We start from the raw sequence: 21,750 nt of genomic DNA, 5'->3' as shown, positions 1-21,750 counted from the left end.
ATCTTAACTATTTTTCGTTAAAATCCACAATTAAAAATTCTCGGAAAAAATATGGAAAAAAAATATAGACCAAACGTTGCGGCGGTCATACTTGCGCCTTCTTACCCGTTTGATTGTAGGATATTTATCGCGCAAAGATGCGATATGACGGGTATCTGGCAGTTCCCGCAGGGCGGCATAGACGAGGGCGAGACGCCGCAAGAAGCTCTAAAAAGAGAGCTAAAAGAGGAGATAGGCACGGACGAAATAGACGTGCTTAGCGAGTATCCGCAGTGGCTTAGCTACGACTTCCCCGAGGGCACGACGAGTAGGAAATTTTATAATTTCGACGGGCAGACGCAAAAGTATTTTCTAGTGCGGTTGCGCCCTAGCGCGAAGATAAATATAAATACCAAAAAACCCGAATTTAACGAGTATAAATTTATAAACTCAAGCGAGGTTTTAGGCGACGTAAACCACTTCAAAAAGCCGATTTATAGCAAGGTTATCGGCTACTTTAAAGAGAAAGGATTTATCTAATGTTAATCGTCCAAAAATACGGCGGCACGAGCGTAGGGACGCTTGAGCGGATAGAAAACGTCGCCGCTAGAGCGATAGAGGCTAAAAAAAGCGGAGCGGACGTCGTAGTCGTGGTTTCGGCTATGAGCGGCGTGACTAATCAGCTGGTGGAGTACGCCGAGCATTATACGAAGGCTCCCGACGGAGTGGCGATGGATATGCTGCTTAGCTCCGGCGAGCGCGTTACCTGCGCGCTTTTAACGATAGCGCTGATAAATTTAGGCTATCCGGCGGTAGGTCTAAGCGGTAGGCTAGCAGGCATCATAACAGATAGTGTGCATACCAAGGCTAGGATCGAGGCGATAGATACTAAGCGTATGAAAGAGGAGCTAAAGGCAGGCAAGATAGTCGTCGTAGCGGGCTTTCAGGGTATAGACGAAAAGGGCGACGCGACAACTCTGGGACGAGGCGGTAGCGACCTTAGCGCAGTGGCGATCGCAGGCGCGCTAAATGCGGATCTTTGCGAGATTTACACCGACGTAGACGGAGTTTATACAACCGATCCTCGCATCGAGCCAAAGGCTAAAAAGCTAGATAAAATCAGCTACGACGAGATGCTAGAGCTTGCCAGCCTAGGCGCAAAGGTGCTGCAAAACCGCTCGGTTGAGCTAGCTAAAAAGCTAAACGTAAATTTAGTCACCAGAAGTAGCTTTAATCACAACGAAGGAACACTAATAACAAAGGAAGAGAGTATGGAAGCAGTGCTAGTAAGCGGTATCGCGCTAGATAAAAATCAAGCTAGAGTAACTTTAAGAGGCGTGGTCGATAAGCCGGGCATCGCGGCTGAAATTTTCACCGCGCTTGCGGAAAAAAACATAAACGTGGATATGATAATCCAAAACGTAGGTCAAGACGGTACGACGAATCTCGGCTTTACCGTACCGCAAAACGAACTTCACGTCGCAAAAGAGTGCATGGATAAACTAAGCGCGTCGAGGGAAATTTTATACAACGACGAGATAGTTAAGGTCTCAGTCGTAGGCGTAGGCATGAAAAGCCACACCGGAGTGGCGTCCTTGGCGTTTCAAACGCTAGCAAACGAAGGTATAAATATCCAAATGATCTCGACTAGCGAGATAAAAATCTCAATGATCGTCGATCAAAAATACGGCGAGCTAGCAGTTCGCGCACTACACGAAGCTTATAAACTCGATAAATGAGCGATTTTATAAAATGGACGCTCGAGGCGATCCGCGAGGAGGGCTCGCTGATGAGCTGGATGGAGGAGAGGCGCACCGAGTGGACGCCCTTGCTCGCCTCGAAGCTCAAATTTTTACTAGAAGGGCGCGCGTTTATTTTGATAACCGATAGCGAGCGCGGCTGGTTTGAGGAGTATTTTTTAAAAAATATAAACAAACCTACGAACGCTCGCCCGGTGCTACCTTTTTTTTCGCTAAAGGCGCTTTATCCCTCTTTTGAAAATATCGGCTCAAAAGAGGAAGTCTCGCTGCTTTTAGATATGCTTAGTCTTGCTTTTCCAAACGGTTACGTGTTTTTTTACGTCGGCAAAAGCGCGGAAAAAAGCTCGCAGATCGCCAAAGGCAAGGACGATAGCTACATGTGGCTTTTTGACGAGCAGGCGCAAAATAGCTTTTATCTTAGCTCCTCCGACGGCGCGCTAGATATCAAGCTTTTGTCGCTGTTTAGGCTCTTTGATAAGAGCATAGACGCTGCTTTATTTGCGAAAGTAACGCTTTAGTCTATGCGAAGCAAAATCGTAATCACGAGCGATTTTGAAGCCTTAAAAGAGGAAATTTTAGGGCTTTACGGCGTAAATTCAGTTAGATTTTTTTTCGCCGAGGACTTTTTGCTAGAAAACGCAAAAGAGGTCGCCGCCGAGGCCTATATCGCCGAGAGCGAGCCTAAACTACTGGTTTTAGGCGCTAAAAATTTCCGCGTCGAGGCTCAAAACTCTCTACTAAAAATCATCGAAGAGCCTCCTAAAAATATCTTTTTTATCATAGCCTGCGAGTCGAAAAATATGCTCCTGCCGACCGTTCGCTCGCGCCTAGTTACCGAAAGTAGACTCGAAAAAAAGCAACGCGAAAAAACGGGACTAGATTATAAACGTCTGGAACTAAAAGAAATTTGCGCGTTTATTGATGAAAAATCAAATCTCGAGCGCTCCGAGAAGCTCGGTAAAAACGACCTAAAAGAGCTAATCGCCGCCATAGCTCTCGAGGCTACGGCGCAGGGGGTCAAATTTAGCGCTGAAGAGCTTGAGTATTTTTTCAAAGCCGTGCGCCTGGCCGAGCTAAATACCAAAACCCACGCGCTCCTTACGCCGATACTTCTTATGATTTACGAAAAAGGGCTTAGATGAAAATTTTTAAAATTAATCCGCAAACTGATTTTAACGAGATTTGCGAGATTATCCGTCCTAGCGACGAGGGGCGAAATTTGATGAAAAAAAAGTCGGCGATCAACTTTTTTTTGATTAAAGATTTGCGCTCGCCGGCCGCAAATATCCTAAAGCAAGACGCGCTAAGCGTGGGCGCGGAGCTCGTGACTAACCGCGACGTGATTCTGGGCGGAGCAAATTCGGCCGCGCTTTTAATGGCTACCGATGCGCAAGTTCTTGCGCTTGCCAAAAAAGAGTCCGCTCAGGATTTCGGGCTAAAAAATTTGGCTAAATTTTTAAAATCTCCGTTCAAAAAACCGCAGCGTGCGCAGATAATGGGCGTCGTAAACGTAAATGAAGATAGCTTTAACGCCGCAAGCCGCGTAAACGAAAAAAGCGGTATAGCTCGCATCGAAGAGATGATCGAGCAGGGTGCGGAGTATATCGACGTGGGTGCGGTTAGCTCCAGGCCTGGTAGCAAATACGTCGGACGCGAGGTCGAATTTGCCAGGCTGGAAAAGATAGTAGCCGAAATTTACCGTCTAAATTTGCACGAAAAAGCGATATTTAGCCTAGATAGCTTTGATGCGTACTGCCTAGAATACGCGCTAAATCACGGCTTTAAGATGATAAACGATATCACGGGCGACGTTAGCCTCTGCTCTCTAGCGGCGCGGTACGGCGCGAGCTACTGCCTCATGCATATGCAAAATAGCCCCGAAAATATGCAAGATAACCCGCATTACGATGACTTGCTGGGCGAGATAGATGCATTTTTTGAGGCCAAGATCGCCGCGGCGCAGGATCTTGGATGCCGCGATATCGTGCTAGACGTGGGTATCGGCTTTGGCAAGACGGCGGAGCAAAATATGATTTTGATAAAAAATTTGGAGCATTTTTTGCGCTTCGGTTTGCCGATCTTAGCGGGCGCTAGTAGAAAATCGGTTATAAATTTTTATAGTCCTAGCGAGATAAAAGACCGCTTGCCGGGCAGCCTCTATCTGCATTTGGAGGCCTTTAAAAACGGCGCGCAGATCATCCGAACGCACGACGTGGCCGAGCATGCGCAGATGTTTAGGCTGGAAAACGCGATGAGAAAGCTCGCAGCGTGGTAAGCAAAGCAAATTTAACGAGGAAAAATGGATAAAAAAGAGTATTTAGAGGCCGTAGATACGCTAAACGCTTGGGCGAAGGCCTACTACACCGACGACGCGCCTATAGCTACCGACGAGGAGTACGACGAGCTTTATCATAAAGTGCTGGAATTTGAGAGGACAAATCCCGGCGATATCTCGATGTTTAGCCCGACAAAGCGCGTCGGCGGCGAGGTTAGCGAGGGCTTTGTCAAGGCTCGCCACGGCGCGCGCATGTGGTCGATGGAGGATATTTTTAGTTTTGATGAGCTGCTAGCGTGGCTAAAGCGCGGCGACAAAGAGGGGCTGGAGTTTGCGCTTCAGCCTAAATTTGACGGAGCGAGCTTAAATTTACTCTACGAAAACGGCGCTCTCGTGCGAGCTATCACGCGCGGCGACGGCATAACGGGCGAGGACGTCACGAGTAACTCAAAAGTCATCAAAAATATCCCGCTACAAATCGCCTATAACGGCAGGATCGAGATCCGCGGCGAGGTCGTGATCGCTAAAAACGACTTTGACGAGATAAATTTCGCCCGCTCGCAAAGGGGCGAGCCTCAGCTATCAAATCCTAGAAATGCGGCCGCCGGCAGCCTGCGCCAGCTAGATAGCGCAGTGACGGCGTCGCGCAGGCTGAGGTTTAAGCCCTGGGGCTACGGCGAGCAAAATTTGGGTCTTGAAACCGATTTTATCTATTCGCAGGGCTTTGAGCGAGAGGAATTTTTTAAAATTTGTCGCACTGCAGAGCAGATCGAGGAGGCGTATAAGCAGCTAGTTGCGCAGCGCGACAGCAAGCCTTTTATGATGGACGGCCTCGTGGTGCGCGTGCAGAGCATCGCAGCTAGCGAGGAGCTTGGCTACACGGAGAAATTTCCTAAATTTATGGTTGCGTATAAATTCCCCGCGATCGAAAAGACCACGCGGCTGCTTGACGTCGCGTTTCAGGTCGGACGCAGCGGCGTCGTGACCCCAGTTGGCGTGCTTGAGCCCGTAAATATCGACGGCGCGATAGTAAAGTCCGCCACGCTGCATAACTTTGACGAGATCGAGCGTTTGGGCGTGCAAAAGGGCGATTTTATCAGCATTATCCGCTCGGGCGACGTGATACCAAAGATCACGGGCGTATTCAAGCAGCGCAGAGACGGCTCGCAGACTCCGATAGAGCGGCCTCACGAGTGTCCCGTGTGCGGATCGATGCTGCTAGACGAGGGCGTTTTTGTCAAGTGTCAAAACCTCGAGTGTAAGGCGCGCGTGATAAATTCGCTGATACATTTTGCGAGCAAAAAGTGCCTAAATATCGACGGACTTGGCGACGCGATAGTAAATCAGCTTTTTGAAGCGGGCTTGGTCGCCAAGATTGCTGACATTTACGAGCTTACGGCGCAGGATTTGGCGCGGTTAGAGGGTTTTAAAGATAAAAAGATCGCAAATCTACTCGGTGCCATCGAGGCTAGCCGTACGCCCGCACTGCATAGCTTTATAGCGAGCCTGGGTATCGAGCACATCGGTGAAGTAGCGGCTAAAAAGATAGCTCAAATTTACCCGCAAAACTGGCGCGAGCTAAGCTTTGGCGAAGTTGCCGCGATCGATGGCTTCGGCGAGGCGATGGCAGAGAGTTACGCGGAGTTTATGCAGGTAAATAGACAAAATTTGGATGAAATTTTGCGTTTCGTTAGCCCGCAAGCGCAGAGTTTTGAGACAAAACAAAGCGCGATAAGCGGCAAAACGTTTGTGATAACGGGCACGCTTAGCAAGAGCAGGGATAAATTTAAGGCTATTTTGGAAGCAAACGGCGCAAAAGTAAGCGGCTCGGTGAGCAAGAAAACGGACTTCGTACTTTACGGCGAGGAGGCGGGTAGCAAGCTGGATAAAGCGCGCGAGCTAGGCGTCGAAGCGATAACCGAGGACGAGCTAAGGCGGATGATTGAGATTTGATCTATTTGTCGCAAACCGCCTAAATATCAGCCGAAATAAAGCCGCCGAACTCATAAAAAGCGGCAAGATTTTACTAAACGGGCAAATTTGCTCTAAGCCTAGCTTTGAGGTGGGCGAATTTGATAAATTTGACGGCTCGGACGGGCTAAATTTAGATGAGGCTACGGGCGTAAATTTGAAAGCCGGCAAAAATAGCGCGGAAGCGGAAACTAAAAATTTACGCGAGGCAAATTTGACGGACGTCGTCGAAACCGCGCGTAAAAAGGCCTGTAACGGCGAGCTAAATTTAAACCCAAACGGCGCAAAGATCGAACTCGTCGGCGAAATCTACGTCGGACGCGGCGCTCTAAAGCTAAAAAGCTTTTTGGCTGCTTATCCGCTTGATGCGCGGGGCAAAAACGCCCTAGACGTCGGCTCAAGCACGGGCGGCTTCGTGCAAATTTTGCTGCAAAACGGCGTAAAAAGCGTTACCGCGCTTGATGTGGGCAGCTCTCAGCTAGATGAGAGCCTGCGAGCCGATTCGCGCGTGATAGTAGCCGAAAATACCGATGTGCGCGAGTTTGCGGTGGGGCGTCAAAGCTTGGTCAAAGACGCTAAATTTGATGGCTCAGAGCAAAATTTAAAAATCCAAATCGAGCCGAATTTTAATCCCGACAAATCAAATTTTGCCCAGCAAGACGTATTTTTGGGCGAGCTGAGCAAAGACGCTCTTGCTCCGTCAAATTTAACGCAGATTGGCGCTAAGATGGACGAGGCAAATTGGGCCGGCGTAAATTTGGCGCCGAAAATCCAAGACGCCGAGCCTGACTCTGGCGCCGCAAAAAACGCTTTGAGAAAATTTGATCTCATCACCTGCGACGTGAGCTTTATCTCGCTTAAAGAAATTTTGCCCTCTATCGATGCGCTAGCAGGCGAAAACTGCGACATTATCCTGCTTTTTAAGCCGCAGTTTGAGGTCGGCAGGAGCGCTAAACGAAACAAAAAAGGGGTCGTAACGGACGCAAAAGCCGTGCGCGAGGCGAGGGCGAAATTTGAGCTTGCGGCGGCAAATTTAGGCTGGATAATGCGCCAAACGCTCGAATGCGAGGTAAAAGGAAAGGAAGGAAATGCCGAATTTTTCTACGCTTTTAACAAAAGATAATATCACGGCCGTGGCGATCGGGCACTTTGACGGCGTGCATCGCGGCCACAAGGAGCTTTTAAAGCGCCTGGGCGAGTACGGCGGGCTGGTCGTGATCGATAAAAACAAAGCCAACATCACGCCCGGCCTAAAGCGAGCCGAATACTCTCGCTATCCGTGCTTTTTGTATGATTTTAACGAGATAAAGGGGCTTGGGGGCGACGAGTTTATCGCGCTTTTGAAGCGGGATTTTAAAAATCTGCAAAAAATTGTCGTGGGATTTGATTTTCGTTTCGGGCGAAACAGAGCGTGGGACAAGTACGATTTGCGGCGCATTTTTGATGGCGAGGCGGATATCGTGGACGAGTTTTGTTTCGAGGGTATGGGCGTGCACAGCTCGGCTATACGCGAGTACATCAAGCAAGGCGAGATCTACAAGGCAAACCGCCTGCTAGGCCGCGAATACTCGATCGAAGGTCGCGTGATAAAGGGGCAGGGTATCGGGTCGCGCGAGCTCGTACCGACGCTAAATTTGGACATCAAAAGCTACCTTTTGCCGCGTGAGGGCGTATATGCGACGAGGACTCGCATCGGCTACAAGACCTACGGCTCGGTTACTTTTATCGGCAACCGCGTGAGCACGGACGGTAACTTTAGCGTCGAGACGCACGTACTAAACGAAAATATCGCGGACGCCCGCGACGTCGCGGTTTGCTTTATCAAGCGGCTACGCGATAACCGAAAATTTGAAAGCCTTGGGGGGCTAAAAGAGCAAATTGGGATCGACATCAAGCAGGCGATGGAGTTCGTCGGCGTGTGCGATCTCTACGTCGTGGGCGACGCTACGCCTCAAAGGAGCAAAGCGTGAAGGACGAAATCTTTAAAGAGCCGATAAAAAAGCAGTTTGAATTTGACGCGAGCGTGGCGTCGGTGTTTGACGATATGATCGGGCGCTCGGTGCCGTATTATGCGGCTTCGCAAAAGCTGATCGCCGATTTTTTAGCGCAAATTTTACCGCAAGGCGCAAGCGCGGTAGACCTTGGCTGCTCGACCGCCTCGACGCTGCTAGCCCTTTGGCGCAAAAGAAGCGATCTCGCGCTAAAAGGCGTGGATAACGCGCCTGCCATGCTACAAAACGCGCGCGCCAAGATAGAGGCGTACGGCGCTAGGATCGAGCTTGAGCTAGCAGACATTTTAGAGTACGAATTTGACTCCCGCGACGCCGTTTTGATGAACTACACGCTGCAGTTTATCCGCCCGCCTAAGCGTCAGGATTTCGTGGCTAAAATTTACCGCGCGATAAATGATGGCGGCGTGTTTGTTTTTAGCGAGAAGCTCATTTTTGAGGACAAGACGCTGAGCAAAAATATGATCGAAATATACGAAAAATACAAGTTAGAGCAGGGCTACTCGCGCTACGAAATCGCGCAAAAACGCGAGGCGCTAGAAAACGTGCTCATACCATACACCGAAGCAGAAAATAGAAATTTGGCGCTTAATGCGGGGTTTAAAAATGTGGAATGCATATTTAGGTGGGCGAATTTTGCGACGTTTGTCGCGTTTAAGTAAGAAATTTAACGGCTTGCCTCGCGAGTGCTTTTTGTGGAGTTTGTAAAATTTTGGCTCGATGAACTACGCGTTCTATCTTCGCCAAAAATTTACCGCACAACCCCAAAAAATCATCTCACGATACTTCGCCTTATCGTTTTACGCTCAAATTTGCAGTCAAATTTACAAATTCCGGCTTCAAATTTGAGCCGCCGAGACCCACACCCCGAAAATGCTAAAATTTAAGGCCTCTGTACAAAGAAACCCAAACGGCAATATCAAATTTAACTAATCCAAATTCAGTGTCTTAAAGATGCAGGTCTCGGTGCGTAAATTTTAAAAACCTCCACGTAAAAATATGATTTTCGCTTCGCTTGTAAAAAATATATAAATTTTACCTTAAGAAATATTTTTCTAAGGCTAAAATGTGTAAAATAGTCGCAAATTTTTGAAAAAGCTCGCAAAAAGAGTGAAATTTATACGCAAAATGCGGATTTTGAGAGTAAAATCAGAAAAATTCTTTGAAAGGAAGTTAAATGAAAACTACATCTTTGGCATTAGCCGGCTTGCTTTTCGCGTCTGCGCTGGGCGCAAAGGAGTTCGTATCTATCGGTACGGGAGCGATGACTGGTACGTATTATCCGGTGGGCGGAGCGATATGTCGCCTCGTAAATAAAGACCCGCAGATGAAATGCTCGGTGCAATCAACCGGCGGCTCGGTCTATAACGTAAATAACGTGCTAAAAAAAGAGCTAAATTTCGGTTTCGTCCAAAGCGACGTGGTTTATGATAAATTTAACGGCGTGGGCAAATTTGAAGGCAACGGCGATCAAAACCTACGCGCCGTCGTCTCGATCTATCCTGAGCTTCTCGCGTTCGTCGTCTCAAAATCAAGCGGTATCGGCTCGATAAACGACCTCGAGGGCAAAGCGATCAACGTCGGCAACCCCGGCAGCGGCAACGAAATGACAGCGCTTGGCGTGTTTAAGGCTTACGGATTTGACGAGAAAAAGCTAAAACATCACGGCGTCCTCACTGCCGGCGAGTGCCCGCACGCGCTAAAAGATAAGAAAATCGACGGCTACTTCTATATGGTCGGTCACCCGACGGCTAACATCACCGACGCGGCAAACTCGCTACCTATCGACATCGTAAATATCGAGGGCGAGCAGGTCGATAAGATGCTAGCTGCTATGCCATACTTTGCCAAAGGCACGATACCAAAAGGCACTTATGAGGGCGTAGATCACGACGTAAACAGTATCGGCGTTAAAGCCGTACTAGTCACGGATAAAAGCATGAGCGATACTGCCGTGGCTGCGGTTGTGAAGGCGATTTTGGATAACTTTGACGAGTATAAGAGCCTGCACCCGGCACTTGCTGCTGTTACTAAAGAGAGCCTGATAGAGGGGCTTTCTGCGCCTTTGCACCCTGCTGCCGAGGCCGAGTTTAAAAAAGCCGGCATAATAAAATAAACTAGCTAAGTCGTGCGGGTTAAATTTGACCTGCGCGGCTTGTTTTTTGTTAAATTTAGGGCTTGTTTTTTGAGGATTTAAAATTTGACGCTTTGCTAGCTTGTTTTTGGGCGGCGGCGAGTTTGCTTTAGCCGCATCAAGCGTCAAATTTTAGATTTGGCTCATACGCGCGTTTTGGGCTAGTTTTGCTTGCCGTTTGCAAAATCCGTATCTTTACGGCGCGAGGTTAAATTTGTAGGTAAATTTAAGGCTTAAGCAAAGCGGGCCAAATTTAAAAAACTAAAGTCCCGGTTTACTCGGGCAAAATCGCCGAATTTTAGAAAAAATTTAAGAGGTCAAGAAAAGAGCAAATATGGATAAAAACTTAAACGATACACGAACAAATACCGAGTCGGCGCAGGAAAAGGAGGAGTTCGTCGAGGTAAAGACGCGCGAGATAAACTCGAGCTTTTATATATATTTCACGAGCATTATCTGCTTTGCGTGGTCGGTTTTTCAGCTTTATATCGCGTATTTTCCGATGAACACGACGATGTCGCGCTCGGCGCACCTTGCTTTTGCTATCTGTTTACTTTTTTTGCTCTATCCGCTTAAAATTCACAAAAAAGCTCACTCCAGCCTGCCGTTTTACGACATCGCGCTTTGCGTTTTGGGTACGCTAGCTGCGCTCTATCCGCTCATAGAGTTTTACGCTCTAGCGCAGCGTCCCGGAGACTACACGGGCTTTGATATAGCCGTAGCCTGCGTCGCCGTGGTCGTGCTGTTTGAGGCGGGTCGCAGGATCATAGGTCCGGCGCTTCCTATCATCGCAGCGATATTTTTGGCGTATGATTATTTCGGTCAGTACATGCCGGACATCATTGCGCACCAGGGCGCTAGCCTAAATAAGCTCGCAGGTCACATGTATCTTACGACCGAGGGCGTTTTCGGCGTGCCGCTTGGCGTTAGCGTGAGTTTTATCTATCTTTTTGTCTTGTTCGGTTCGCTTTTGGAGCGCGCGGGAGCGGGGCAGTATTTTATAAATTTAGCCTTTGCGCTGCTGGGTAAATTTCGCGGCGGACCGGCGAAAGCTTCGGTTATCGCGTCAGGACTAACCGGCATGGTGAGCGGTAGCTCCACGGCAAACGTCGTAACGGTGGGCACGTTTACGATCCCGCTGATGAAAAAGGCGGGTCTAACTAGCACCAAAGCCGGCGCTATCGAGGTAGCCGCGGGCGTGAACGGTCAGCTGATGCCGCCTATCATGGGCGCGGCGGCCTTTATAATCGCCGAGTTTTTGGGCCTTAGCTATACAAACGTCATGATCGCGGCAGTGATTCCTGCGTTCGTGTGCTATATGTCGCTGTTTTTTATCGTACATCTTGAAAGCTGTAAGCTCGGGCTAAAAGGCATGGAGCAGGGCGCAGGCATATCTAAGCTTAAAATTTTCGTGAGCGGTCTGCACTATCTTATCCCGATTTTGGTTTTGCTCTACACTTTGCTAATCGCAAACGAATCGCCGATTTCGGCGGCTTTTAACGCTATTTGCGTGCTGTTTTTAATCATCCTTTTCCAAGAAACGGTTAGAAAGATAGCTCACGGCGAGGACATCGGTAAAGAGGACTTTATCATAGGCTTTGCGGATATATTTTGGGCGATGGTGACTGCGGCTAAAAGTATGACGACGATCGCGATAGCTACGGGTTTAGCCGGTATCATCGTGGGTTCGATCTCGCTAACGGGCGTCGGTCAAGTGCTATCTGAAGTCGTGGAAAATTTAGCCGGCAACAACATCGTGCTCATCCTCTTTCTCACGGCGATAATGTCGCTGATACTAGGCATGGGCTTGCCGACGACGGCGAACTATATTGTCGTTAGCTCGCTAGTAGCGCCTGTTATTTTGTTTTTGGCGCACAAAAACGGCTTTCTCATACCGGCCATCGCGGTGCATCTTTTCGTCTTTTACTTCGGTATCCTAGCCGACGATACGCCTCCGGTGGGCATCGCGGCATACGCTGCGGCCGGTATCGCCAAGGCAAATCCGGTAACCGTGGGCGTGCAGGGCTTTTTCTACGACCTACGCACGACGATTTTGCCTTTTTCGTTCGTGTTTAACAATAAGCTGCTTTTGATAGAGAGCGTAAACGCCGCCAATCCAAACGACGCCAAAGGCATAGTGTGGATAACAAATCCGCTCGAGATGGCGCTGATTTTCGGCACGGCGCTAGTAGGCATGTTTGCCTTTTCTTCGGCGCTTCAGGGGTATTTCGTTAAACGCGTAAGCATGCTCGAGCGCGCGCTGCTTTTATGCGTAGTGCCGCTAACTTTGGTGCCTAATATGTGCGCTAAATATATCCCTTTTATCGCGAACGAATACGTTTCTTACGCGATCGGAGTCTCGCTTTACGCGGCGCTGTTTGCATTTCAATGGATACAAAATAAAGCGGAAAAGAGAGTTGGCGTAGGCGCTTAAAGCCTGCGCTTTTTTATTCTGCGACCGTTACTATCTCTTAAAATTTAGCCTAGTTTTTTGTTTTGCTTTTTGTAAATTTAAGTTGGCGTTGTAGTGGGAAAGAAAGATAAAATCGGGTTAAATTTGATTGCTAAATTTAACCCGAGTAAGGAAAATTAAAGTCTTTTTGAGCGTTTTAGATCGCTTGCGAATTGGCATCCGAGGCTATCGCCTATCTTGCACGCTTTTTCAAAAAGAGCGTAGGCCTCTTTAAATTTTTTCTCCTCTAGCAGATACGATCCCGCAGTCGCGCACGAAAAGCCGTCGCCAAGCTCGCAGCCTTTATTTAGCAGCGCGCGCGCCTTTTCTTTGTCGCTAGACACGTATATCCCGCCGGCACCCGAGCAAGCCTCTTTTGAGCCTAGTTCGCAGCCTTTTTCGTATAGCTCAAGCGCTTTTTGACCGTCCGGCACGATGTCCTTGCCCAGCTGATAAAGCGCGCCTAGTTTTGCGCAGGCTAGGCCGTTGTTAGCGTCGCAGGCGGCCGCAAATTTTTCGCGAGCCGTTACGAAATTAGAGCTCTCGTAGGCTTTGACGCCGTCCTCAAAATCGCCGCCCAGAGCAAAAACCGCGGCAACTAGCATTAGAAGTTTTTTCATTATCTCCCTTTAAATTTAAAATATTCTATTTTAGCATATTTAAAATTATTTTTTGTTTAGCCGTTGTTCCCGCGTTTTGAAATCAGGCATGAGCTTAGCGATGAAGTCGTAGAAGCTTTTTTGATGGTGGGGGTAGATCAGGTGGGCAAGCTCGTGAAGCACGACGTATTCGACTAGTTCGGGGGCTTTTTCGATCAAATTTAGGCTTAAATTTATGTAGCCTTTGCGCGAGTTGCAGCTACCCCAGCGCGTGGTCATTTTGCGCACGACGACGCGGTTTATTTTTCGGTTTACGGTAGGAGCGAATTTAGCTATAAAATGCCCGTAAATGCGCCTCGCAAAAGCTTTTTTGTAGTTTTCTAGCGCGGTTAAATTCGCAGCGTAAATCTCTCCGTCAAATTTACGTCCGTCTGCGTTAGTAAATTTAGCCTCGCTAGGCTGCGCGTTAAATTTAATCGCGTCAAATTCGCCGTCAAATTTAGCGCCGTAAAGGTGCGGGTCTAGCCCGTCCGAGCTCAAATTTAAGCCGTCAAAAAATCCTGAATCGCTTGCGAACCGTATCAAATTTACGCCCTTTAAATTTGGCTCAAATTTGATACGGTAAACCTCGCCCAGTAGCCTAAACTCATCCTCGCGCGGTAAATTTGCTAGCGTTTTTTCGCGAGCCGATTTTAGCCAGTCGTAGTGTTTTTGCACGAACTCTAGCGCATATTTTTGCGCGGCGTAAAAGGGCAGCGAGACCGAGATTTCGCCTGATTTGGCGACTTTTAGGCGGGTTGTTTTGACGCCTTTTTTAAAATTTAGCGCGACGTCAAATTCGCCGCATTTTACGCAAACGGTTTTTACACGAGGCGTTTTTCTTGCCATTTTCTGCTTCTCCAGCGCCATGTGTTTACGAGTCCGCGCAGCCACTCGTCGGCGGTAAATCCTATCCAAACGCCGATGATCCCCATGCCCTGCACGATGCCCAGATAGTATCCCAGCGGCAGGCTCACGCCCCACATAAACACCGCGCCCGTCATAAGCGGAAATTTAGCATCCCCACTTGCTCGCAGGGCGTTTACTATGACGATGTTAAACGTTCGTCCCGTCTCAAGCGCGATAGAAAGGGTAAAAAGCGGCAGCATGACGGCCTTTAGCTCCTCGGTCAAATTTAATCGCTCCATGATCTCAAATTTACCGAAATACGCCGCCAAAACCACCGCTAGAGTCGCGATAAAGCCGATACGAAGCGCGCGGAAAGTGCGCGAGTATGCCTCGTCAAATCTCATCGCGCCGACTAGGTGGCCGACGATGACTTCGTTTGCGACGCTGATGCTGGCTCCGCAAAGTAGGATTAAAAGCGTGATCTGAAAGTAAATGGTCTGCACGTTTAGGCTAGCCTCGCCCATGCTCGCTACAAAGCCGAAAGCCACCATATACTGCGCCATCCAGAGCAAATTTTCGCCGGCACTTGGAAGCCCGACGGATAAAATTTTACGCAAGATCGCAAACGGCAGGCTAAATAGACGCTTAAAGAAAATTTTGACTTTGGCGTAGCGGGTCAGGATCAAAAATAGCACGATAACACCCACTAGGCGCCCCACGACCGTCGATACCGCGACGCCGTAGAGACCGTAGTTTGGCAGTCCCAGCCAGCCAAAAAGCGCGATGGCATTGCCGCAAAGGGTGATGACGTTCATGAGTAGGGAGACTAGCATGACGGCGGTGGCGAAGTTGTAAACGCGAAGCACGGCTGCTAGCACCATACCGATACCGTCAAAAGCAAGCGCTACGCCTAGCATGTGCAGGTAGCCAAAACTCTCCTGTCTAAGCTGCTGCGGGACGTTTAAAAGTTCTAAAATTTCAAACCCGAAAAAGTAAATAAAAACCGCGCTAAAAAGCCCGATTATCGTGTTAAACGTGATGCTAGCGTGTATGACGCGTTTGGCTAAATTTATATTTTTAGCGCCTAGAGCCTGCGCGACTACGACCGAGCAGCCCACGCTAAGGAAGCTAAAAATGGTCATAAAAAGATCCATTATCTGGTTGCCCGCGCCCATGGCGCCGACTAGATGAACGCTGACCTTGGTCACCATATAGGTGTTTATGATGAGTGTCACGAAGTGCAAAAACATATCTAAAAATATCGGGATAGTAAGTTTTTTGAGCGATAAATTCATAAATTCTCTTTTGTAACGTGGATTTTAAATAACGCGCGATTATACCCAAATATAAATTTAAAGCGTTTTAAGGCGTCGCTGCGTGTTTTGCGGGCGAGCGGGCATAATCTTTTTATTAGCTTAATCAAGTATAATTGAAAAAATTTAATCTAAACGGATATCAAATGCACAAAACAAATTTCACGTCACGCTGGGCGTTTATCATCGCTTGCGTGGGCTCGGCTATCGGTATGGCCAACGTCTGGGGATTTCCTTATAAGGTCGGTACGAACGGCGGCGGCGCGTTTTTGCTCGTTTATCTGTTTTTTGTCGCGATATTTTCTTATGTCGGACTTTCTGCCGAGTACGCTATCGGCAGACGCGCCAAAACCGGTACGCTAGGCTCATACGAATACGCGTGGAAGAGCCGAAACTGGGGCACTTTCGGTAAAATTTTAGGTTGGATACCGTTAGCCGGCTCGATGTGTATCGCTATCGGCTACGCAGTCATCATCGCGTACGTTTTAAAGGCGCTATTTCAGGCGATCACGGGCTCGCTGATGACCGTGGATACGAACACTTGGTTTGAGTCCTTTGCGCTTTCGTCCTATTCGGTCGTGCCGTTTCACTTTATCGTCGTTGCGGGCACGCTGTTTACGCTATTTTTCGGCGCGCACAGTATCGAAAAGACAAACAAAATCATGATGCCGCTTTTTTTCGTGCTATTTTTTATCCTAGCTATCAGAGTGGCGTTTCTAGACGGGGCGTTTGGCGGGTATAAATTCGTCTTTCACAGCGACTGGGGCAAGCTAGCTGATCCTATGGTGTGGGTTGTGGCGATGGGACAGGCGTTTTTCTCGCTATCTATCACGGGCTCTGGTATGATCGTTTACGGCGCATATCTATCAAAGGACGAGGATGTAGTAGATAGCGCGCAAAAGACGGCGATCTTTGATACGATCGCGGCGATGACAGCGGCGCTAGTTATGCTACCTGCGGTTTTTGCCTACGGCATGGATCCGGCGGCGGGACCCGGGTTACTTTTCGTAACGCTGCCTAAAATTTTACAAGACATGCCGGGCGGTCAAATTTTCGCGATTATTTTATTTACGGCGGTGATTTTTGGCGGCGTGACATCGCTGCAAAATATGTTCGAAGCAGTCGCCGAGTCGATAATGCACAAATTTCCTAAGCTAAAGCGCGGCGTCGTACTAATCGCGCTTTGTATAATATGCTTTGGTATCGGCGTAAATATGGAAGCCATAACTAGCTGGGGACCGTGGATGGACTTCGTGTCGATCTATATCATACCTATCGGAGCGGTGATCGGCGCGGTGTCGTGGTTTTGGGTGATCAAAAAAGAAGAGATCATGGACGAGATCAACACTGGCGCGGCAAAAAAGCAAGGCGCGTTTTGGTACTTTACGGGCAGATATATCTACGTGCCGATGGCGCTTACGCTTTGTATCATCGCGCTTAGCATGCATATCTCGTTTTAAGGCTCGCGCGTGGCTCTAATTGACCTTATCGACGTTAGTAAAAAATTCGGCCCCAATGAAATTTTAAACAAAGTAAGCCTCAGCGTAAACGAGCGCGAGCGTATCGCTATCATCGGTAAAAACGGCAGCGGCAAAAGCACGCTGATGAAGCTAGTCGCGGGCGCGCTAGAGCCTGATAGCGGTAGGCGTATCGTGCAAGGCGGCGTAAAAGTAGAAATGCTCGCGCAAAATCCTAAATTTGACGATGCGGCTACCGTAAAAGACGCGCTAAATTTGGAGCTAAAAGAGATTTTTGACGCTAGAGACGAGTATGCCGTGGTGCTAGAAGCGCTCGGACGCGACCCGCAAAACAAAGAACTAAACGCGAGGCAAGACGAGCTAATCAAATTTATCGAGGCAAAAGACGGCTGGCAGATCGAGCGCAAGATCGAGCGCGTGCTGGAGGAGTTTAAGCTAAAAGAGTACGAAAACCGTGCTGTTTCTAGCCTTAGCGGAGGCGAGATACGCCGCGTGGCTCTGGGCGCGCTGATACTAAAAAAGCCCGATGTTTTGCTGCTTGACGAGCCTACCAATCACCTTGACGTTTATATGGTGAGATTTTTAGAGGATATGCTAAAAAGCTCGCGTCAGACGATAGTTTTTATCTCGCACGATCGCTATTTTATCGACGCGCTGGCAACTAGAAGCGCCGAGATCGAGGAGGGCACGCTGGCGTCGTTTGACGGCGGTTACGCGAACTATTTAGCTAAAAAAGAGGAAATCCTAGCCAGCCTGGCCAAATCTCACGAAACTTTGCTAAAACAGCTAAAAGCCGAGGAGGAGTGGCTGCGCCGCGGCGTCAAAGCGCGTTTAAAACGCAACGAAGGGCGCAAAGAGCGAGTGCTAGCCATGCGCGAAGAGGCTAAGAAAAATCCGGGCGTTATACGCCGCGTTAGGCTCGAGCTTGAGCGCGCGAGCAAAAATTTTAACCAAACGCAAAGCGTAAACCGCAAAAAAATGCTATTTGAGATCAAGCAACTAAGCAAAATCATCGGCGGCAAGCAGCTTTTTAGGGATTTTAACGCGCGCGTTTTGCAAGGCGAGCGTATCGCGATAGTCGGACGAAACGGCAGCGGCAAAAGCACTCTTATTAAAATTTTACTCGGGCTTGAAAAGCCTAGTAGCGGCGAAGTTAGGCGCGGCGAGGTGCGCGTGGGGTACTTTGATCAGTCGCGAAGCGCTCTGGATGACGATAAGAGCCTCATCGAGACATTTTGCCCAAACGGCGGCGATCACGTCATGGTGCGCGGGCGAAATATGCACGTATACGGCTACCTTAAAAATTTCCTATTTCCTAAAGAATTTCTCGATAAACCCATCGGCGTACTAAGTGGCGGCGAGAAAAACCGCGTGGCGCTCGCGCTACTTTTTAGCAAGGAGTACGACGTACTCGTGCTTGACGAGCCGACAAACGACCTGGATATAGCAACTATTAACATCCTTGAGGACTATCTGCAAAGCTTTGAAGGCGCCATAATAATCGTAAGCCACGACCGATACTTCGTCGATAAGATCGCGCACAAACTCTGGGCATTTGAGGGGACGGCGATCGAGGTGCTGCATCAAGAATACAGCGTCTACCTTGAGCTAGAAGACGAATTAGCCGAGCTTGGTAAATTTGAAGCAAGCTTGGCTAGCGAGGCCGAGCAAGCGCAAAAACAAAAGAGCAAAACAAGCGCGAAGCTAAGCTACAAGCAAACGCAAATTTTATCCTCGCACCCCGAGAAAATCGCCGCGCTGGAAGCTAAGATAAAAGAGCTAAACGCGGGCCTTAGCGATCCTAAAATCTATCAGCAAATCGGCCTAACCGCACTTTATAACGACCTAGAAGCGGCAAAAAGCGAGCTGGAGACGCTTGAAAACGAATATTTCGAAGTGCTTGAAATCGCCGAAAATTTGGAGTAGATTTGAAAAAATTTACCAAAATCGGCAGGGTTAGCGGACTATATATGAGGACGATCAAGCTAAACGAGGCTGTCGCCGTGAGCTTTGAAGTGGGCAATCAGAGATTTAGCGCGACGTTTTCGCCCGGGAATTTTGAGCTAGAAACGGGCGATCTGGTTAAGATAGAATATGAAAAAGAGGGCTTTTTAAACAAAATCATCAGGTTTGAGATTATTGCAAGCGGTGATATGAAGGTGCATATTGCATTTTTTATATTTTGGCTGATATTAAGCGCGTTTTTCGTCTGCGGCATAGTGATGGGGATGGCTAACGGCAAGATAAATTTTAGCGGTTTTGACGGGCTTTTGGGTTTACTTTTTCCTCTTCCGGCTACGATTTTTACGCTAAAAGCTATGGCGGATAGATTTAAAATTTTAAGACTTTTGCGAGAAAGCGAGCGGCGCCTTGAAAAATAAATATTTTACTCTACTTTTTTGCCTTCTCGCGCTTTTTGCCGTGCTTTTTACGGTGTTTTTTATGGTTTATATAGTTAGCTACGAGGAGGAGGGTGAATTTATCCAGATAGGTAGCAGCGAATTTTACGCGACGCCGCAGGGTAAAATTTACGCGCTCGTCCCAAGCGGAGGTAAATTTGAGCTAAAAGGCGCGCGTGCGGATAAATTTAAGGTTCTTGCGCCAGGCGGTTATCGCGGGCGAAACGTCGGAGCTGATGAAAATGCCGTCTACTGCGGCAATCTTGCTATGATCGGGCTTGATCCCTCTCGCGCTAGGGCGATTGGTAACGGATATTTTACGGACGGCGAGATTAGTTATTTTTGTAGCGACGCAGGCGAGAGAAACGACGAGCTAGGCGAGTTTACCGAGATGGTTCAAACCGTAAAGTACGCGCTACTAGGCGCTGATAAACCGCAAAGCTATATCTATAAAACCCAGCGCGTTTCTAGCGTAAATTTAGCCCCTATTTTAGATTTCGGTTTTGCGGCGGAAAAAGCGGCTTTGCGCGGCGAAAGCGGCAGGGTGTATTTCGAGGGCAGGCAGCTAGAGGGCGCAGACGCTAGGGCGCTAAGATACGTGCTAGACGCGCGCGGACGAACTAGCGATTTTTACGTCACGGACGGGCGAAACGTCTATTTTAAAAGCTCGCGGCTTGCGGTCAAATTTACCACTGAGCTGCACGAGGCGGCTTATTTTAACGGCACGCACTATCTTTTAGAGCCTTCTAGCGGCGCGGTTTATGCGGACGAACGCGAGTTTGCGCCCGAATTTGCGCCTTATTCGCTACCCTTTGGCGTTTCCGGCGCGCACGCCTATCATCTGCTTTTTCGCGGCAAGGGCGGGATTTACTTTTGGCAGCGTCATAGCGACGACAAAAACGGGAAGCTAAAACGCGCGGCGGACGATCCTTTTTCGGGCGAAATTTCGCCGCTTGCTGGTAGCGTTTTTGTTAGCGGCGCTCAGACTTATTTCGTGCAGAGCCGTGAAGTATGGCACAGAAATAAGAGCGGCAGGCGGTTAGGCTCGCGCCATACGGAGCTTTTTAGGCTTGAAACTGGCGAGCAGTGGCGCAAAATAGGCCTTGTTCGTAACGGCGTATACGGCGCAGTTTACGCAAACGGCGATAAAATTTACTATTTTGACGCGATGGGAACGGGGCAGCTCATAGACTCTAGCGTCTACGAGATCGCGGATACTGAGGTCATCGAGATCCTGACGCGGCCGTATGATCCGCGCGGTAAAAATCTTGGCAGCGAGGATATCCGCAAGATGATAAAAGATGGCCAGCTCGTACCGGCGCAAGGCGAGCTAGTTTTTGAGGCGGTTACTAGCTATGACAGCGAAGAGAGGTATGCTCTTTGGATATTTTTGGCGGTCGCTATCTTTGCGGCGATCGCGGGCAAAGCCTACGAGTATAGAAATCGCGCAAAAGCGGTAGAAAACGAAGCCGTGACAAAACCTCGCGGCAAGGTAAAATTTAGACGGTAAATTTACGACTAGAATTTTTAAATGCTTAAATTTGACGTTTTGCTCGCCGCTAGCAAATTTTAATCAAATTTTCGCTAAAATCGGGTCAAATTTAAAAGGAGTGCAAATGAAACTAGGAAATTTTTCCGCAAACTCAAGCCTAAGCAATCAATACCTAGAACAAGCTCAAAACAACAGCGCAAAAGCCCTAAATAACATCTCCGCACAGCGCGCTATAAGCGGCATCGACAGCGCAAATCTCGCTATCGCGGACTCCCTACGCTCTCAAAGCTCCACGCTAGAGCAGGGTGTCGCAAACGCAAACGACGCTATCGGCATACTGCAGATCGCCGACTCTACGCTAGCAAATATCACGCAAAGCGCCGACCGTATCGGCGAACTCTCGGTGAGATATAACGGCGGCATCCTAAACGCTGATCAGCAAAAGATGATAAAAAGCGAGGCGGACGCGCTTGTGGGCGCGATGAGAGAGAGCACGCAGCAGGCGAGCTTTAACGGCAAGAACGTATTTGGTGGGCAGATGAGCTTCCTAACCGGCAACGGCACGGCGAGCGTAAATTTAAACGCGCCCGATTTTAGCGGTATAGACGTGAGTAACGGCGATAGCGTGAGTAAATTTATCGGTAGCATAAACGCTCTGCGAGGCGAGATCGGCGCGGCGCAAAACGGCATCATCTCGGGTATCAACGCAAGCCTAACCAAAAACGTCGCGCTAAGACAAAGCGAGTCGCAGCTGCAAAATAACGACATCGCTAAAAATCTAAGCGCTTTCAAGCAAAGCGACCTGCAAGCAAACGCCGCTATCCTCGCGCAAGCGCACAATACCGCAAGCTTGCAAAGCCAGTTTAATAGGCTTTTGGGTTAAATTTAACTAAACACCGTTTTAGCCGCTACGCTCCTTGGCGGCTAAAATGCTTTTGTTTTTACTCCTTGTTTTTACTCCGACTTTTGCGATCTAATCGCGCCTTAAATCAATCGGTCAA

General features: G+C 48.7%; 19 protein-coding genes and 1 pseudogene. 17 read left to right on the top strand and 3 right to left on the bottom strand.

The genetic code is table 11. The features are described 5' to 3' along the window. Positions 1-51 precede the first annotated feature (51 nt). From RWM02_RS06140 to RWM02_RS06085, 12 genes and pseudogenes are all read left to right on the top strand, one after another. Positions 52-519 carry an RNA pyrophosphohydrolase gene (locus tag RWM02_RS06140; protein WP_295140599.1) on the top strand — a complete coding sequence of 156 codons (468 nt, stop codon included), beginning with the start codon at positions 52-54 and terminating at the stop codon, positions 517-519. Further along, the gene (locus tag RWM02_RS06135) at positions 519-1,718 is read left to right on the top strand and encodes an aspartate kinase (protein ID WP_297966372.1); all 1,200 of its coding nucleotides are present in this window, start codon (positions 519-521) and stop codon (positions 1,716-1,718) included. Before RWM02_RS06140 ends, RWM02_RS06135 begins: the two co-directional genes overlap by 1 nt. Beyond that, positions 1,715-2,257, top strand: coding sequence for a HobA family DNA replication regulator (locus RWM02_RS06130; RefSeq protein WP_009495895.1), 543 nt, complete (start codon positions 1,715-1,717; stop codon positions 2,255-2,257). The genes RWM02_RS06135 and RWM02_RS06130 overlap by 4 nt, the downstream gene beginning before the upstream one ends. A gap of 3 nt (positions 2,258-2,260) precedes the next feature. Further along, positions 2,261-2,881, top strand: a complete 621-nt coding sequence (locus tag RWM02_RS06125; RefSeq protein WP_314070135.1) for a DNA polymerase III subunit delta' — start codon at positions 2,261-2,263, stop codon at positions 2,879-2,881. Further along, positions 2,878-4,014 carry a dihydropteroate synthase gene (gene folP, locus RWM02_RS06120; RefSeq protein WP_314070134.1) on the top strand — a complete coding sequence of 379 codons (1,137 nt, stop codon included), beginning with the start codon at positions 2,878-2,880 and terminating at the stop codon, positions 4,012-4,014. The genes RWM02_RS06125 and folP overlap by 4 nt, the downstream gene beginning before the upstream one ends. Before the next feature lie 24 nt (positions 4,015-4,038). After that, a complete protein-coding gene (ligA, locus tag RWM02_RS06115; RefSeq protein WP_314070131.1) occupies positions 4,039-5,967 on the top strand; it encodes an NAD-dependent DNA ligase LigA in 1,929 nt (642 codons plus the stop codon). Beyond that, a pseudogene (locus tag RWM02_RS10610) lies at positions 5,957-6,031 on the top strand (23S rRNA (cytidine-2'-O)-methyltransferase TlyA); the annotation flags it as partial. The gene ligA and the pseudogene RWM02_RS10610, both read left to right, overlap by 11 nt. Positions 6,032-6,076: 45 nt before the next feature. Then, the gene (locus RWM02_RS06105; RefSeq protein WP_314070171.1) at positions 6,077-7,108 is read left to right on the top strand and encodes an SAM-dependent methyltransferase; all 1,032 of its coding nucleotides are present in this window, start codon (positions 6,077-6,079) and stop codon (positions 7,106-7,108) included. Further along, entirely contained in the window at positions 7,074-7,955 is an 882-nt protein-coding gene (locus RWM02_RS06100; RefSeq protein WP_314070128.1) for a bifunctional riboflavin kinase/FAD synthetase, read from the top strand. Before RWM02_RS06105 ends, RWM02_RS06100 begins: the two co-directional genes overlap by 35 nt. Next, positions 7,952-8,656, top strand: coding sequence for a carboxy-S-adenosyl-L-methionine synthase CmoA (cmoA, locus tag RWM02_RS06095; RefSeq protein ID WP_314070125.1), 705 nt, complete (start codon positions 7,952-7,954; stop codon positions 8,654-8,656). The genes RWM02_RS06100 and cmoA overlap by 4 nt, the downstream gene beginning before the upstream one ends. A gap of 515 nt (positions 8,657-9,171) precedes the next feature. Next, a complete protein-coding gene (locus RWM02_RS06090) occupies positions 9,172-10,110 on the top strand; it encodes a TAXI family TRAP transporter solute-binding subunit (protein WP_314070122.1) in 939 nt (312 codons plus the stop codon). A gap of 352 nt (positions 10,111-10,462) precedes the next feature. Continuing rightward, positions 10,463-12,562, top strand: coding sequence for a TRAP transporter permease (locus RWM02_RS06085; RefSeq protein WP_314070120.1), 2,100 nt, complete (start codon positions 10,463-10,465; stop codon positions 12,560-12,562). 155 nt (positions 12,563-12,717) lie between these two features. Here the strand turns inward: RWM02_RS06085 and RWM02_RS06080 are convergent, their stop codons facing one another. Genes RWM02_RS06080 through RWM02_RS06070 form a run of 3 tightly spaced genes read right to left on the bottom strand, consistent with a single transcriptional unit; the run spans position 12,718 to position 15,362 of the window. Then, positions 12,718-13,200, bottom strand: a complete 483-nt coding sequence (locus RWM02_RS06080; RefSeq protein WP_314070117.1) for a tetratricopeptide repeat protein — start codon at positions 13,198-13,200, stop codon at positions 12,718-12,720. 45 nt (positions 13,201-13,245) lie between these two features. Beyond that, positions 13,246-14,067, bottom strand: a complete 822-nt coding sequence (locus RWM02_RS06075) for a M48 family metallopeptidase (protein WP_314070115.1) — start codon at positions 14,065-14,067, stop codon at positions 13,246-13,248. After that, positions 14,043-15,362 carry an MATE family efflux transporter gene (locus RWM02_RS06070; protein WP_314070113.1) on the bottom strand — a complete coding sequence of 440 codons (1,320 nt, stop codon included), beginning with the start codon at positions 15,360-15,362 and terminating at the stop codon, positions 14,043-14,045. Before RWM02_RS06070 ends, RWM02_RS06075 begins: the two co-directional genes overlap by 25 nt. Positions 15,363-15,526: 164 nt before the next feature. On the opposite strand from RWM02_RS06070, the gene RWM02_RS06065 reads away from it, so the two are divergent. The 5 genes from RWM02_RS06065 (at position 15,527) to RWM02_RS06045 (ending at position 21,632) form a co-directional block, all read left to right on the top strand. After that, entirely contained in the window at positions 15,527-16,840 is a 1,314-nt protein-coding gene (locus RWM02_RS06065) for a sodium-dependent transporter (protein ID WP_314070110.1), read from the top strand. A 9-nt stretch (positions 16,841-16,849) separates the two neighbouring features. Further along, entirely contained in the window at positions 16,850-18,784 is a 1,935-nt protein-coding gene (gene abc-f / locus RWM02_RS06060) for a ribosomal protection-like ABC-F family protein (RefSeq protein ID WP_314070107.1), read from the top strand. Positions 18,785-18,786: 2 nt separating this feature from the next. Beyond that, positions 18,787-19,239, top strand: a complete 453-nt coding sequence (locus RWM02_RS06055; protein ID WP_314070104.1) for a hypothetical protein — start codon at positions 18,787-18,789, stop codon at positions 19,237-19,239. Positions 19,240-19,300: 61 nt separating this feature from the next. Further along, the gene (locus RWM02_RS06050) at positions 19,301-20,767 is read left to right on the top strand and encodes a DKNYY domain-containing protein (protein ID WP_314070102.1); all 1,467 of its coding nucleotides are present in this window, start codon (positions 19,301-19,303) and stop codon (positions 20,765-20,767) included. 106 nt (positions 20,768-20,873) lie between these two features. After that, a complete protein-coding gene (locus RWM02_RS06045) occupies positions 20,874-21,632 on the top strand; it encodes a flagellin (RefSeq protein ID WP_314070100.1) in 759 nt (252 codons plus the stop codon). Positions 21,633-21,750 lie beyond the last annotated feature (118 nt).

The organism is Campylobacter showae (assembly GCF_963515975.1).
GTDB lineage: Bacteria > Campylobacterota > Campylobacteria > Campylobacterales > Campylobacteraceae > Campylobacter_A > Campylobacter_A showae_F.
Note: the sequence above shows the minus strand (reverse complement) of the source record. Positions and strands in the feature narration are given on the sequence as shown.